The following is a 14788-nucleotide window of genomic DNA, read 5'->3' as shown; positions in this document are numbered from 1 at the left end:
CTCTGGCTTCGTTACAGGCTGGCGATGCGCTCGCGCTGCTCGAGCAACCGGGCTTTGGCCTGCTCGGCCTCGGCCAGTTTGGCGCGCTCCTTGTCGATGACCTCGGCCGGCGCCTTGTCGACGAAGCCGGCGTTGCCGAGCTTGCCACCGACACGCTTCACTTCGCCGTCCAAGCGGCCAATTTCCTTGTCGAGGCGGGCAAGTTCGGCGTCCTTGTCGATCAGGCCTGCCATGGGCACCAGCACCTGCATGTCGCCCACCAGCGCCGTCGCTGACAGCGGCGGTTCTTCGCCTTGAGTGAGGACGCGAACGCTTTCCAGTTTGGCCAGTTTCTTCAGTAGCGGTTCGTTATCGGCGAGGCGACGCTGGTCTTCGGCCGAGGCGTTGGCCAGCACTACGTCGATGCGTTTGGCCATTGAGATATTCATCTCGCCGCGGATCTGGCGGACACCCAACATGAAGGCCTTGACCCACTCGATATCACCTTCGGCGGCTTCGTCGATGCGCTCCGGATTGAATTCTGGCCACGGCTGCAGCATCAGGGTCGGGCCGGATTTGCCTGCGAGCGGCGCGACGCGCTGCCAGATTTCCTCGGTGATGAACGGCATGAACGGATGTGCCAAACGCAGTGCCGTTTCCAGTACGCGCACCAGGGTGCGGCGAGTGCCGCGCTGGCGTTCGACGCTGGCGGTCTCGTCCCATAGCACTGGCTTGACCAGCTCCAGATACCAGGCGCAGTACTCGTCCCAGATGAACTCGTAGAGCGCTTGCGCTGCCAGGTCGAAGCGGAAGGCCTCGAGCTGGCGAGTCACCTCGGCCTCGGTGCGCTGCAGCGCGGAAATGATCCAGCGATCCACCGACGACAGCTCGACGGGCTCGTCGTTGGCGCCGGTGTCCTTGCCTTCGGTGTTCTCGAAGACGAAGTTGGCGGCGTTCCAAATCTTGTTGCAGAAGTTGCGGTAACCCTCGACGCGGCCCATGTCGAACTTGATGTCGCGACCCGTGGAGGCGAGCGAGCAGAAGGTGAAGCGCAGGGCGTCGGTGCCGTAGCTGGCGATGCCCTCAGGAAACTCGGAGCGGGTCTGCTTGGCGATCTTCTCCGCCAGCTTGGGCTGCATCATGCCGCTGGTGCGCTTGGTCAGCAGCTCGTCGAGGGTGATGCCGTCGACGATATCCAGCGGGTCTAGCACGTTGCCCTTGGACTTGGACATCTTCTGACCTTGGCCATCACGCACCAGGCCGTGTACGTACACGGTTTTGAACGGGATTTGCCCGGTCAGGTGCGTGGACAACATGATCATCCGGGCGACCCAGAAGAAGATGATGTCGAAGCCGGTGACTAGTACGTCAGTGGGGTGGAAAGTCTTGAGGAATTCGGTCTGCTCTGGCCAGCCGAGGGTGGAGAATGTCCACAGCCCAGAGCTGAACCAGGTGTCCAGCACGTCCTCGTCCTGACGCAGTTCGACGTTGTTGCAGAGGTTGTACTTGCTGCGCACCTCCACTTCGTCACGGCCGACATAGACGTTGCCCGCTTCGTCGTACCAGGCTGGAATGCGGTGGCCCCACCAGAGCTGACGGCTGATGCACCAGTCCTGAATGTCGCGCATCCAGCTGAAGTACATGTTCTCGTACTGCTTGGGCACGAACTGAATCTCGCCGCTTTCCACGGCCGCGATGGCTTTCTCGGCCAGCGGCTTGGTGGAGACGTACCACTGATCGGTCAGCCACGGCTCGATGATGGTGCCCGAGCGGTCGCCGCGCGGCACTTTCAGCGCGTGGTCGTCGATCTTTTCCAGCAGGCTCATGGCGTCGAACTCGGCGACGATGGCCTTGCGTGCATCGAAACGGTCCATGTGCGCGTAGCCGTCCGGTAGGCTGGCGTCGACCTTGTCGTTCACTGAACCGTCAATGTTGAACACCTGGGCGCGGGCCAGGATGCAGGCGTTCTGGTCGAAGATATTGATCAGCGGCAGGTGATGGCGCTTGCCGACCTCGTAGTCATTGAAGTCATGGGCCGGGGTGATTTTCACGCAGCCAGTGCCGAACTCAAGGTCGACGTAATCGTCGGCAACGATCGGGATCAGACGATTGACCAGCGGCAGCATGACGTGGCGGCCGATCAGGCTCTTGTAGCGCTCGTCCTCAGGGTGCACGGCGATGGCGGCGTCGCCCAGCATGGTTTCCGGACGAGTCGTGGCGACCACCAGATAATCCAGACCGTCGGCGGTCTTGCAGCCATCGGCCAACGGGTAGCGCAGGTGCCAGAGGTGACCTTTCTCGTCGTGATTTTCCACTTCCAGATCGGAGATTGCGGTGTGCAGCTTGGTGTCCCAGTTAACCAGGCGCTTGCCACGGTAGATCAGACCATCCTCATGCAGCCGCACGAAGGCTTCCTTTACGGCGTTAGACAGGCCCGCATCCATGGTGAAGCGTTCGCGCGACCAGTCCACCGAGGAACCCAGACGGCGGATCTGACGGGTGATGTTGCCGCCGGACTCTTCCTTCCACTCCCAGACCTTATCGAGAAACTTCTCGCGGCCCAGGTCGTGGCGGTTGACGCCCTGCGCGCTCAGCTGACGCTCGACTACCATCTGAGTGGCGATGCCGGCGTGATCTGTACCCGGCTGCCACAAGGTGTTGCGGCCCTGCATCCGTCGGAAGCGAATCAGTGCATCCATGATGGCGTTGTTGAACCCATGGCCCATATGCAAGCTGCCGGTGACGTTCGGCGGCGGGATCATGATGGTGTAGGGCTCGCCTGAACCTTGGGGTGCGAAATAGTTATTCGTTTCCCAAGTCTGGTACCAGGAGGTTTCGATGGCGTGCGGCTGGTAGGTCTTGTCCATGCGGCGGGACCCTTAGAACGGCTGATCGGAAAAGCGGGCAAGTATAAAGGCAAAGTGGATGATCGACAGGATTGCGATGCCGCTTTTGTCCCGCCGGCACAGCTGAGCCGCGCGTAAGTATCTATTCCGGCGTGGCGTTTGCCTCGGTTGGATGCAACTCAGGAACGATGGGACTTGATCAGCTGCTCGGCGCGCGCTTCCAGGCGGACGCGCAACTCGGCTTCGATCTGCGGGACATAGTCGTCGATGACCTCCTGCAGAATGAGTTGCGCAGCATTGCGCAATTCATGGTCGAGATGACGCTCGGCGAGCGTCCTAAAAGCTGTACGCACGGCAGGTTCGCGCGGCTCGACCTCAGGTTCGGCGGCCGGTGCGGGTGGGTGTTCGACGATTTCCGAAAGCAAGGGAAAGCTGTCCGGGTCCAGCGTATCGCTCAGCAGTGGCGGGTCTTGGTCACCCAGCAGCGCACGAATGGATTCCAGATCATCAAGAAGATGGGCTTTTGGGGGGCGCGATTGCGTCATGTACGGGGCATCCGGAATTGAGCGTCCAGGCGTGTTAGGGGGTGGTCCTGATCGGGCATTGGCCCAGTAACTATCGTTGCTGATCGGCGCTGACGTGGCGGCTCCATCGCGTTCGGCCAGTGCGCCTTAAAGCTCGACTCTCTTTGGATCATAGCCACGCTGCCGATAGAGGCGAAAATTGTCCCGGCAGACGGTCAGCAGCTCAGGCTGCTGATTGACGATTTCGATTACCCGGCTGAACTGATCAGTGTGCGGCGATAGCGTAGGTGAGAGGTTGATCAGCAGGCCTTGTGCCGCAGCGGGTGGCTGCTCCGTGCCAATCACCACGGGTGCGTGTGGATCGTCATCATGAAACTCATGCGGAATGAAGCGCTCTGCACGAAACGTCCAGAGCAGCGCGTCTAGTTCGCTGCACTGCTGGTTATCCTGACAGCGAATAAATACCGATAGGCCGTGCTGCCAGCCTTTGCTCGCCAACTGGCAGGCCGCTCTAGCACGACCCACCGGCTGGCTGTCCGGCAGCACGTAGAACTCGATTCGAGTCATGCCCGGTATCCGCTCGCTTTGCTCATGCCTGCTCGGCTCGGTCCAGCAGGTACTGGGTCAGCAAGGGGACCGGGCGTCCCGTCGCGCCTTTTTCCTTACCGCCACTGATCCATGCGGTACCAGCGACGTCCAGATGCGCCCAGGGGTAGGCCTTGGTAAAGCGTGATAGGAAGCAGGCCGCAGTGATGGTACCGGCCTTGGGACCACCAATATTGGCAATGTCGGCGAAGGGGCTGTCGAGCTGTTCCTGATACTCGTCGAACAATGGCAGTTGCCAGGCGCGGTCGTCGGCTTTTTGGCCGGCGCCCAGTACTTGCTGCAGCAGTTCGTCGTTGTTGCCCAGCAGGCCGGACGTGTTGCTGCCCAGCGCTACGATGCAGGCACCGGTCAGGGTCGCGACATCAATTACCGCGCGCGGCTTGAAACGCTCGGCATAGGTCAGGGTATCGCAGAGCACTAACCGACCTTCGGCGTCGGTGTTGAGGATCTCAACGGTCTGCCCGCTCATGGTGGTGACGATGTCGCCGGGGCGGGTAGCGTTGCCGCTCGGCATGTTCTCTGCGCAGGCGAGCAAGCCGACCAGATTGATCGGCAGCTGAAGTTCCAATGCGGCGCGGAAGGTGCCGAGCACGCTGGCAGCACCGCACATGTCGTACTTCATTTCGTCCATGCCCTGGCCGGGCTTGAGGCTGATGCCGCCCGTGTCGAACGTGATGCCTTTGCCGACCAGGGCGTAGGGCTGCTCGCCTTTTTTGCCGCCGTTGTATTGCATGACGACGATGCAACCGGGCTGATCGCTGCCCTGGGACACGGCGAGAAACGAACCCGCGCCAAGTTCACGCAGCTTCTTTTCGTCCAGAACCTCGACTTTAAGGCCTTTGAAGGTTTTGCCGAGCTGCTTGGCCTGCTCGGCCATATAGCTCGGATGGCAAATATTCGGCGGCAGGTTGCCGAGGTCGCGGGCGAAGCTCATGCCGGCGGCAATCGCTGCGGCGTGACGAGCAGCCTGCTCGACGCGTGCCTGATCCGCTTTGTCAGTTAATAGGGTGATCTTGCCGAGCTTGGGTTCGTCGTTCTTCTTGCTCTTGAACTGGTCAAAAACGTACTGACCATCGGCCAATACTTCGACCAGCATGCGAGCGCGGGCATAGGTGTCACGGTCTTTGACCTGGACATCTTGCAGGGCGAACGTCGCATCGCTGCCAGCAAGACCTTTGAGTACGCCGAGTGCTGCGCCGGCAATCTTGCGCCACTGGCGCCCGTCGCGCTCGTCATCCTTGCCGGTGCCAACCAACAGGACGCGATCCGCCTTGAGGTTTGGCAGGTTATGCAGCAGCAGGGTCTGTCCCGGTTTCCCTTTCAGGTCGCCGCGCTTGAGCACCGCACTTATGGCGCCTCCACTGGCCTGGTCCACAGTCTGGGCTGTCGCGCCGAGCAGACCCTCTTCGCCAACAGGCAGAACAAGGGTGGCTGTTTTGGCTGCAGCGGCTTTGGTGTTCTTTACAACGAATTCCATGGCGTCGAGTCCCCAAGACAAAGAGTCGGGTTTGCAGGATAATGCCGGGCTTGTTTTCCGGTGGTTCGTCTACCGGGGCGCTGGAAAATGCTGAGTGAATCCAACGTCCTGTTACGGGCGGGCCGGCTGCTTGGTGGCTAGTTTGAGCGTAGCCGCCGGAGCCTGACAACCCTGGAGTGTCCGGTTTGATCGTCTTTCGTTACCTGTCCCGTGAGCTTCTGGTTACCCTGAGCGCTGTAAGCGCCGTGCTGCTGGTGATCATCATGAGCGGCCGTTTCATCAAATATCTGGCGCAGGCCGCACAGGGGCTGCTCGATCCGGGTGTCCTGCTAATGATCATGGGGTTCCGTCTGCCGGGATTCCTGCAGTTGATTCTGCCGCTGGGCCTGTTTCTCGGCATTCTGCTGGCCTACGGCAGGCTCTACCTCGACAGTGAGATGACCGTTCTCTCGGCTACCGGCATGAGTCAGCGCCGCCTGCTGACATATAGCCTGGCGCCGGCTGCACTGGTTGCCGGCCTAGTCGGTTGGTTGAGCCTCGGACTGGCGCCGCAGGGTGTGGCTGAGGTGGATCGCATCCTCAACGAGCAGGACTCGCTGACCGAGTTCGACACGCTGGTGCCGGGCCGCTTCCAGACACTGCGCGACGGTACCCGTGTGACCTATACCCGCGAGCTGACTGCTGATCGCACCGAGTTGGCTGGTGTGTTCATCTCCGAAACCAACCTTTCCAGCTCCACTGGCGATAAGCGCGGGCTCTCCGTGCTGGTAGCCGAACGCGGACGCCAGGAAATTCAGCCTGACGGGAGCCGCTATCTGATTCTTGAAAACGGCTATCGCTACGACGGCAATCCGGGTCAGGCAAACTACCGGGCGATCCAGTACGACACCTATGGCGTGCTGTTGCCCAGGCCGGAGGTCAGTGTCGAGCTGAGCGAGCGTGAGTCAATGCCGACGCTCGATCTGCTTGGGAGCGACGATATTCGTTTGCAATCCGAACTGCAGTGGCGCCTTTCTTTGCCGCTATTGGTGTTCATTGTCACGCTGCTCGCGGTCCCGCTGTCGAAGGTCAATCCACGCCAGGGGCGCTTTCTGAAGCTGCTGCCTGCAATTCTTCTGTATATGGCTTACCTCGCGTTACTCATCGCTGCACGTGGCGCTTTGGACAAGGGTCGAATATCCCCGGCCTTGGGGCTCTGGTGGGTGCATGGAATCTTCTTTGCCATAGGGATGTTGATGTTGTACTGGGAACCGCTGAGGCTTGCCATTAGCAAGCGCCGCAGCCTGTCGAGGGCCGCCCATGCGTAAGCTTGATCGCTACATTGGCATCCATGTTCTGCTGGCGATTCTGACGGTGCTCGGCATCATTGTCGGTCTGGCCTTGTTGTTCGCCTTCATTGACGAGTTGGGTGATGTGAAGGGTGGTTACGGCACCTTGAACGCCGCCGTTTACGTATTACTGACCACGCCATCGCGGATCTACGAGATGCTGCCTATGGCGGCGTTGATTGGTTGCCTTATTGGCCTTGGCACGCTTGCGAGCAGTAGCGAGCTGACCATCATGCGTGCCGCAGGCGTGTCTTTGGGGCGAATCGTGTTGGCTGTAATGAAGCCAATGCTGCTGCTGCTGCTGATAGGGGTGCTGATCGGGGAATATGTATCGCCGTGGAGCGAGAATATTGCGCAAGCCAGCCGTTCCTCGGCACAGGGTGCTGGTGAGGCGCAAAGCAGCAAACGCGGGCTCTGGCATCGTCAGGGTGATGAATTTGTGCATATCAATGCAGTGCAGCCGAGTGGTTTGCTCCTTGGAGTTACCCGCTATCGTTTCGATGAGCAACGGCAGCTGCAGTCGGCAAGCTTCGCCCGCCGAGCCCGTTACGACGGTGATCAGTGGCTACTCAGTGATGTCGCGACGACGCACTTTCGAGGTGATCATACCGAGGTCACGAAGGCGGCTCAGGAGGCGTGGGATGTGCAGTTGACGCCCCAGCTGGTCAGTACTGTTGTGATGGAGCCGGATGCATTGTCCATCACGGGGTTGTGGCGCTATATCCACTATCTGGGTGAGCAAGGGTTGAACAATGGCCGCTATTGGTTGGCGTTCTGGAGCAAGGTGTTGCAGCCGGCGGTAACGGTGGCGCTGGTATTGCTGGCGATCTCGTTTATCTTTGGGCCGTTGCGCTCCGTAACGCTTGGCCAGCGCATTTTTACCGGTGTCATTGTTGGCTTCGTGTTCCGCATTTTGCAGGACCTGCTGGGTCCGGCGAGCCAGGTATTCGGCTTCTCGCCGCTGCTGGCGGTGGCTGTGCCAGCGGGCATCTGTGCGCTGGCAGGTGTCTGGTTGTTGCGGCGTGCGGGTTGATTAGAATCCGCAGCAAGCTCCAAAGCCTTGAGCTGTCTCAGTCGTGCAGGAGAGGGAGATTGATTCCGGGCTTAAGGCTATTTCTTATGGATGTTTTTCGGTAGCTGCACGACTTGGCTCTCCGAATAGATGTCGTGCCAGGTTCGGTGTTGCTTGTCCCAGAGCATCCACCAATAGCCCAATCCCAGCGCAAGCCAGGACATGATCGCAATCAGGAAGCGCAACAGGGCCTGCCACAGGTCGATGGCGCTGCCATCGGTGTTCTGGATGCGCACCCCCCAGACCTGCATGCCGAGCGTCTGACCGTTATGCGTCCAGAATTTGGCAAAAAATGCGAACAGGGCGAACAGTAAGAGTGTCGAGAGGATGGGGTCTATATCCAGGTCGCCTGCTTCCGCTACTGCTCTAAGTCCTTCGCTCCCATAAAAAAAACGCAAGATCACTTGTTGGTAGAAAAGCGTGACCACCATCATCAGTGCAATCGACAGAAAAGCATCGTAGAAGAGAGCGGCGAGTCTACGAATCAGGCCGGCGGCAGGAAACTGGCCCTGCGGGCTTAGCGGGTGGTTGCGCATGCTTGTTGTCTCGCGAGGGAAGGCGGTGGCGCATTCTACGGAAACGCGCGCATAAAAAAGCCCCTGATGTTGTCATCAGGGGCTTTTCGGGGTGGGGCTTATTCCTGGATTTGAACCTGGTCAGCCTGCATGCCCTTTTGACCTTGTACAGCTACGAAGCTGACCTTCTGGCCTTCTTTCAGGCTCTTGAAGCCGTTGCCTTCGATCGCGCGGAAGTGCACGAACAGATCCGGACCGCTTTCGGGAGTGATGAAACCAAAACCTTTTTCGTCGTTAAACCACTTGACGGTACCGTTCTGACGATTCGACATAGCTTTGTATCCTTGAAACTCAATAGTGGAAACGCCTCTGCATGTGCAGAAAGCGGAGACTGGTTGCAAGGAGTAAAGAGTCGAACGGATGTAGCGGATCTGAAGATCTACTGCATCAGGCCACGATTCAACAGCGACCCATGCAAACACAGTGGGCACACTCTACGATAACTCGCTGGGCGATGCCAAGCCCTTTGGAGTCATAGAATGACGCCCACTGCAAGCGGTGCTTTCAGTGCTTTTTGGTGTTGCCGAAATTCGTGTTATCGCAGTTTGATTCAGCCGGTGCAGCCAGCGGTTTCGCCAGTGTGAATCTGCATTTCAATGATGCGTAAGGCTTGCTTCGGCAGGCTGCTGTTGGCCTGTCCTAGGGGTGAAGCCGCTGTTCAGCTGCGGTTCCCCTTCACCAGAAGTAATAGCTGCCTCTGGTCACTGATAATGGTGCCTCGAGAGAGACTCGAACTCTCACGTTGTTACCAACGGCGGATTTTGAATCCGCTGCGTCTACCGATTCCGCCATCGAGGCACAGTGGCGGCGCAGTATAGGGATGCATTGCGAAGCGGTCAATCGTCTGGCGTGGTCAGAATGAGGTGTTTCCGCTAAGCTTTGCGCCCCTGATGCCCCGTGCTGATCTTTCAATGCAAGTCTCCGCTTTTTCCTTCGATCTCCCCGATTCGCTAATTGCCCGACATCCTTTAGCCGAGCGTCGTGCCAGTCGGTTGCTAACGCTCGATGGTCCGAGCGGTTCTTTGGGTCACCATGGTTTCGTCGAGTTGCTCGATTACTTGCGTCCCGGCGACCTGATGGTGTTCAACAACACGCGGGTCATTCCGGCGCGCCTGTTCGGCCAGAAAGACACTGGCGGCAAAGTCGAGGTGCTTATCGAGCGCGTGCTCGATGGTCGTCGGGTGCTGGCGCATATCCGCTCCAGTAAATCCCCCAAGGCAGGCGCCAGAATTCATATTGAGGGGGGCGGTGAGGCGGTGATGCTGGCGCGGCAAGATACGTTGTTCGAACTGGAATTCGAGGAAGACGTGCTGCCGTTGCTCGAGCGCGTCGGCCATATGCCTTTGCCGCCCTACATAGATCGGCCGGACGACGTGGCAGACCGAGAACGCTACCAAACGGTTTATGCGCAACGGGCGGGCGCAGTTGCTGCACCAACGGCGGGATTGCATTTCGATACGGAATTGCTGGCGGCCCTACGTGATAAAGGCGTTGAGAGTGCGTTTGTGACGCTGCACGTAGGGGCCGGCACCTTTCAGCCGGTGCGTGTCAAGCGTATCGAAGAGCACCATATGCATCGCGAATGGCTCGAGGTCGACCAGGGTGTCGTCGATGCCGTGGCGGCTTGCCATGCTCGCGGTGGTCGGGTGGTGGCCGTCGGTACCACCAGCGTGCGATCGCTTGAGAGTGCTGCGCGCGACGGTGTGCTCAAGCCATTCAGTGGCGATACCGACATCTTTCTTTACCCGGGCAAGCCGTTTCATGTTGTCGATGCGCTCGTCACTAACTTCCATCTGCCTGAATCAACCCTCTTGATGCTGGTGTCGGCGTTCGCTGGCTATCCAGAAACGATGGCCGCCTATGCCGAGGCTATTGCCAAGGGTTATCGCTTTTTCAGCTACGGTGATGCCATGTTCATCACTCGCAATTCGGCCCCGCGCGGCCCCGAGGATTCCCAATGAGTCGTACCTGCCACATGTCTTTCGAACTGCTCGCGACCGAGGGGCGGGCGCGCCGCGGGCGCCTGACCTTCCCGCGTGGCAGCGTGGAAACCCCGGCGTTCATGCCGGTGGGTACCTACGGTACTGTGAAAGGCATGCTACCGCGTGACATTGAAGGGATCGGGGCGCAGATCATCCTCGGCAATACCTTCCATTTGTGGCTGCGACCCGGTACCGAAGTGATCAAGGCGCACGGAGACCTGCATGATTTCATGCAGTGGCAGGGCCCGATCCTGACTGACTCCGGCGGTTTCCAGGTGTTCAGCTTGGGTGCGATGCGCAAGATCAAGGAAGAGGGCGTTTATTTCGCCTCGCCGGTGGATGGGGCCAAGGTTTTCATGGGGCCGGAAGAGTCGATGCAGGTGCAGCGTGATCTTGGCTCCGACATCGTGATGATCTTTGATGAGTGCACCCCCTATCCGGCTGACGAAGACGTCGCACGGCGTTCAATGGAGTTGTCGCTGCGCTGGGCCAAGCGCTCCAAGGACGCTCACGGCGACAGTCCAGCTGCACTCTTCGGCATCGTGCAAGGCGGCATGCACGAGTCGCTGCGCAAGCGCTCGCTGGAGGGGTTGTGCGAGATCGGCTTTGACGGTCTGGCGATCGGTGGCCTCTCCGTCGGGGAGCCGAAAGAGGAGATGATCCGCGTGCTCGACTTTCTGCCGCCACTGATGCCAGCGGACAAGCCTCGTTACCTGATGGGCGTCGGCAAGCCAGAAGACCTTGTTGAGGGCGTGCGCCGAGGGGTGGACATGTTCGATTGCGTGATGCCGACCCGCAATGCGCGAAACGGGCACTTGTTTACCGATGTCGGGGTAGTCAAGATCCGCAACGCTTCGCACCGCTACGACGATTCTCCACTGGATGCCGGTTGTGATTGTTACACCTGCAAACACTTCTCTCGCGCCTATCTGCACCATCTGGATAAATGCGGCGAAATGTTGGGCAGTATGCTCAATACCATCCACAACTTGCGGCACTACCAGCGCCTGATGGCTGGTTTACGCGACGCTATCCAACAGGGTACATTGGCGGCCTTTGTCGACGCCTTCTATGCCAAGCGTGGCCTGCCAACGCCGCCGCTTGCGTGACGAATCCATAACTAAACTGATCTCTGCAACAGGAGTGCTACATGAGCTTTCTGATTCCCGCCGCCTATGCTCAAGAGGCTGCCGCTGGTCCCGCTGGTAGCGGTTTCGAGTGGCTGTTTCTGGTCGGCTTTCTGGTCATTTTTTATCTGATGATCTGGCGCCCGCAGGCCAAGCGCGCCAAAGAGCATAAGAACCTGATCGGCGGCCTGCAGAAGGGCGACGAAGTGGTAACTTCCGGTGGTATCGCTGGCAAGGTCACCAAGGTTTCCGATGACTTCGTCGTGATCGAAGTCTCCGACTCGGTGGAGCTGAAGTTCCAGAAGGTGGCGATCGCCGCAACGCTGCCCAAGGGCACGCTGAAGGCCATCTGAGCTGACTTCTACTCAACACCAACGACGGGGCGCGCAAGGCGCCCCGCGTCATTAGACGGGCTGCGTCATGCTCAATAGATTCCCCCTCTGGAAATACCTGCTGATAGTGGTAGTGCTTGGCATTGCCTTCATTTATTCGGCACCCAACCTTTATCCAGATGATCCTGCGGTGCAGGTCACTGGCGCTGCGACTTCGCTCAATGTCACTGAAGCCGATCTAGATCGTGCCAGCAAGGCGCTTGCCGAAGCCGGTATCGAGGTCAAGTCGGCGAACCTGGACGAGCAGGGGCGGGGCGGCCTGTTGCGATTGACCGATCAGGACGATCAGCTGCCTGCCAAGGACGTAGTGCGTCGGGCGCTGGGCGATGCTTATGTGGTTGCGCTCAATCTCGCACCCACGACCCCTGAGTGGCTACGCGATTTGGGTGCAAGCCCGATGAAGCTAGGCCTGGATTTGTCTGGCGGTGTGCATTTCCTGCTCGAAGTCGACATGGAAAAAGCCATCGAGACCCGCCTCAACGTGTACGAAGGCGAGATCAAGAGTCTTTTGCGCAAGGAGCGCGTGCGCTATCGCAGCCTCCCTCAGCTGGAAAATGCTGTGCAGCTCGGTTTCGCTGACGAGGCCACGCTTTCTGCTGCCCAGTCTCTGATTCGCAAGAGCTTCAACGATTTCGAGCTGACCTCCACTGAGCGTAATGGCCAGCAGGTACTGCGCTTGGCGATTACCGAGGCCAAGCTGGCAGAAATTCGTGAATATTCAATCAAACAGAACCTGACCACAGTCCGTAATCGGGTCAATGAACTGGGCGTTTCCGAGCCGCTGGTTCAGCGTCAGGGTGCTAATCGCATCGTCGTTGAGCTTCCAGGTGTACAGGATACCGCCGAAGCCAAGCGTATTCTGGGCAAGACCGCCAACCTCGAGTTCCGACTGGCCGCCGAAGCCGATGCTGCCCGTGCAACAACGGAGAGCTTTGAGTTTCGTGAGGAGGGGCGTCCGCCTGTCCAGCTTGAGCGCAACCTGATTATTACCGGGGACCAGGTTACCGACGCTCAGGCGAGCTATGACGAGAATGGCCGGCCTCAGGTCAACATTCGCCTGGATGGCCATGGCGGCGATCTGATGAATCGCGCCACTCGCAACAATGTCGGGCGCAGCATGGCAGTGGTGTTCATCGAGCAGCGGCCTACTACTCGCTACGTCAAGCAGATGGTTGACGGTGTAGAACAGGAAGTTCGCGTCGAGACCTTCCAAGAAGAGAAGAAAGTCATCAGCTTGGCGACCATCCAGTCGCCGCTGGGTAGTCAGTTCCGTATCACGGGTCTGGACGGCCAAGGCGAGTCGTCCGAGCTGGCACTGCTGCTTCGTGCCGGTGGCCTGGCCGCGCCAATGTACTTTGCCGAAGAGCGCACCATCGGTCCGAGCCTGGGCGCCGAAAACATCCAGCTCGGTGTTGAGGCGGCGATGTGGGGCTTCCTCTTCGTCGCGGTGTTCATGGTGCTGATCTACAAGTTCTTCGGGGTGCTGGCTACGGTCGCGCTGCTGTTCAATATGATCGTGCTGACGGCTTTGATGTCGATGCTGGGTGCCACGCTGACGCTTCCGGGTATCGCCGGTATCGTGTTGACGATGGGCATGGCGGTTGACGCCAACGTGCTGATTTTCTCGCGTATCCGGGAGGAAATAGCCAACGGCATGTCGGTGCAGCGTGCCATTCATGAGGGCTTCGATCGGGCATTTTCGGCGATCGTTGACGGGAACCTGACGACCCTTCTGGTTGGGGGCATCCTGTTTGCAATGGGAACCGGTCCTATCAAGGGGTTCGCCGTTACGCTCTCGCTCGGGATCATGACTTCCATGTTCACCGCCGTCGTCGTGACTCGCGCCATGGTCAACCTGATCTACGGTGGCCGCGATCTCAAGAAGTTGTGGATTTAAGGGGCTAGCACGATGAAACGCGTAATTAATTTCATGGGCGTACGTCACGTGGCGTTTGCCCTGACCGTAGTGCTCACGCTTGTGTCCCTAGCTAGTCTGGCGGTGAAAGGACTGAATTTTGGTCTGGATTTCACTGGCGGCACGCTTATCGAACTCTCGTACGAGCAGCCGATCGCTCTGGATCAGGTGCGCTCTCAACTAGTTGGTTCAGGTTTCAATGAGGCGGTAGTTCAGAGCTTTGGTGCCACCACTGACGTCCTGGTGCGTATGCCGGGCGATGATCCGCTGCTGGGCGAGCGCATCGCCGAAGCGTTGAGAGGTGGCGACGCGGGCAGCGCTGTAACGGTTAAGCGAGTCGAGTTCGTTGGGCCGGCGGTGGGTGAAGAACTGCGGGATCAGGGCGGTCTGGGCATGTTGCTTGCCCTCGGCGGCATCCTGGTTTACGTCGCATTCCGCTTTCAGTGGAAGTTTGGCCTTGGTGCCGTGCTGTCGTTGTTCCATGACGTGATTCTGGTGCTGGGAGTGTTTTCCCTGTTTCAGATCTCCTTTGATTTGACGGTGCTGGCGGCGGTGTTGGCAGTCATCGGTTATTCATTGAACGACACCATCGTCATCTTCGACCGAATCCGGGAAAACTTCCGCATGCTGCGTAAGGCGGAGTTGCTCGAGAACATCAACATATCTACCACCCAAACACTGCTGCGGACCCTTGCTACCTCCGTGTCCACACTGCTTGCGGTGGGCGCGCTGATGTTTTTCGGTGGCGAGAATCTGTGGGGGTTCTCGCTGGCTCTGCTGATTGGGGTCGGTGCTGGTACCTACTCATCCGTCTACGTGGCTGGCATGTTGCTGGTGTGGCTGAATCTGACGCGTGAAGATCTCATCCCCCCTGTTGTCGAAGAGGTGGACGAACTCCCCTGACTTGGAACTTCTCGCGGCATAACAGGTCCAACGCGCCGCCGCGGGCCTCGCCCGTAGAAGAA

General features: G+C 59.1%; 13 protein-coding genes and 1 tRNA gene. 7 read left to right on the top strand and 7 right to left on the bottom strand.

Features of this window, described 5'->3' with window-relative positions:
* Nucleotides 1–11: 11 nt before the first annotated feature.
* From C1896_16080 to C1896_16065, 4 genes are all read right to left on the bottom strand, one after another.
* Entirely contained in the window at nucleotides 12–2846 is a 2835-nt protein-coding gene (locus C1896_16080) for a valine--tRNA ligase (GenBank protein AZZ46291.1), read from the bottom strand.
* A gap of 158 nt (nucleotides 2847–3004) precedes the next feature.
* Nucleotides 3005–3370: a DNA polymerase III subunit chi gene (locus C1896_16075; protein ID AZZ46290.1), complete on the bottom strand. Its 366-nt coding sequence runs from the start codon at nucleotides 3368–3370 to the stop codon at nucleotides 3005–3007.
* Nucleotides 3371–3496: 126 nt separating this feature from the next.
* Nucleotides 3497–3916, bottom strand: coding sequence for a DNA polymerase III subunit chi (locus C1896_16070; GenBank protein ID AZZ46289.1), 420 nt, complete (start codon nucleotides 3914–3916; stop codon nucleotides 3497–3499).
* 22 nt (nucleotides 3917–3938) lie between these two features.
* Entirely contained in the window at nucleotides 3939–5432 is a 1494-nt protein-coding gene (locus C1896_16065; GenBank protein ID AZZ46288.1) for a leucyl aminopeptidase, read from the bottom strand.
* A 185-nt stretch (nucleotides 5433–5617) separates the two neighbouring features.
* Here C1896_16065 and lptF point away from each other — a divergent pair, with 185 nt between their 5' ends.
* Nucleotides 5618–6739 carry an LPS export ABC transporter permease LptF gene (gene lptF, locus C1896_16060; GenBank protein AZZ46287.1) on the top strand — a complete coding sequence of 374 codons (1122 nt, stop codon included), beginning with the start codon at nucleotides 5618–5620 and terminating at the stop codon, nucleotides 6737–6739.
* Entirely contained in the window at nucleotides 6732–7793 is a 1062-nt protein-coding gene (gene lptG, locus C1896_16055; protein AZZ46286.1) for an LPS export ABC transporter permease LptG, read from the top strand. Before lptF ends, lptG begins: the two co-directional genes overlap by 8 nt.
* 77 nt (nucleotides 7794–7870) lie before the next feature.
* Here lptG and C1896_16050 read toward each other — a convergent pair whose 3' ends face one another.
* From C1896_16050 to C1896_16040, 3 genes are all read right to left on the bottom strand, one after another.
* The gene (locus C1896_16050) at nucleotides 7871–8368 is read right to left on the bottom strand and encodes an RDD family protein (protein ID AZZ46285.1); all 498 of its coding nucleotides are present in this window, start codon (nucleotides 8366–8368) and stop codon (nucleotides 7871–7873) included.
* A gap of 98 nt (nucleotides 8369–8466) precedes the next feature.
* Nucleotides 8467–8679, bottom strand: coding sequence for a cold-shock protein (locus C1896_16045; protein ID AZZ46284.1), 213 nt, complete (start codon nucleotides 8677–8679; stop codon nucleotides 8467–8469).
* Between the two features lie 439 nt (nucleotides 8680–9118).
* A tRNA-Leu gene (locus tag C1896_16040) sits at nucleotides 9119–9205 on the bottom strand.
* Between the two features lie 113 nt (nucleotides 9206–9318).
* Between C1896_16040 and C1896_16035 the strand changes: the two genes are divergently transcribed.
* The 5 genes from C1896_16035 (at nucleotide 9319) to secF (ending at nucleotide 14726) form a co-directional block, all read left to right on the top strand.
* Nucleotides 9319–10368, top strand: a complete 1050-nt coding sequence (locus C1896_16035) for a tRNA preQ1(34) S-adenosylmethionine ribosyltransferase-isomerase QueA (GenBank protein ID AZZ46283.1) — start codon at nucleotides 9319–9321, stop codon at nucleotides 10366–10368.
* Entirely contained in the window at nucleotides 10365–11498 is a 1134-nt protein-coding gene (locus tag C1896_16030) for a tRNA-guanine(34) transglycosylase (protein AZZ46282.1), read from the top strand. Before C1896_16035 ends, C1896_16030 begins: the two co-directional genes overlap by 4 nt.
* Nucleotides 11499–11539: 41 nt before the next feature.
* Nucleotides 11540–11869, top strand: a complete 330-nt coding sequence (locus tag C1896_16025; protein ID AZZ46281.1) for a preprotein translocase subunit YajC — start codon at nucleotides 11540–11542, stop codon at nucleotides 11867–11869.
* 67 nt (nucleotides 11870–11936) lie between these two features.
* Nucleotides 11937–13805: a protein translocase subunit SecD gene (gene secD / locus C1896_16020; protein ID AZZ46280.1), complete on the top strand. Its 1869-nt coding sequence runs from the start codon at nucleotides 11937–11939 to the stop codon at nucleotides 13803–13805.
* 12 nt (nucleotides 13806–13817) lie between these two features.
* Entirely contained in the window at nucleotides 13818–14726 is a 909-nt protein-coding gene (gene secF / locus C1896_16015) for a protein translocase subunit SecF (GenBank protein ID AZZ46279.1), read from the top strand.
* The last annotated feature ends 62 nt before the right edge of the window (nucleotides 14727–14788 follow it).

It is taken from the genome of Pseudomonadaceae bacterium SI-3 (genome assembly GCA_004010935.1).
Classification (GTDB): Bacteria; Pseudomonadota; Gammaproteobacteria; order Pseudomonadales; family Pseudomonadaceae; genus Stutzerimonas.
Note: the sequence above shows the minus strand (reverse complement) of the source record. Positions and strands in the feature narration are given on the sequence as shown.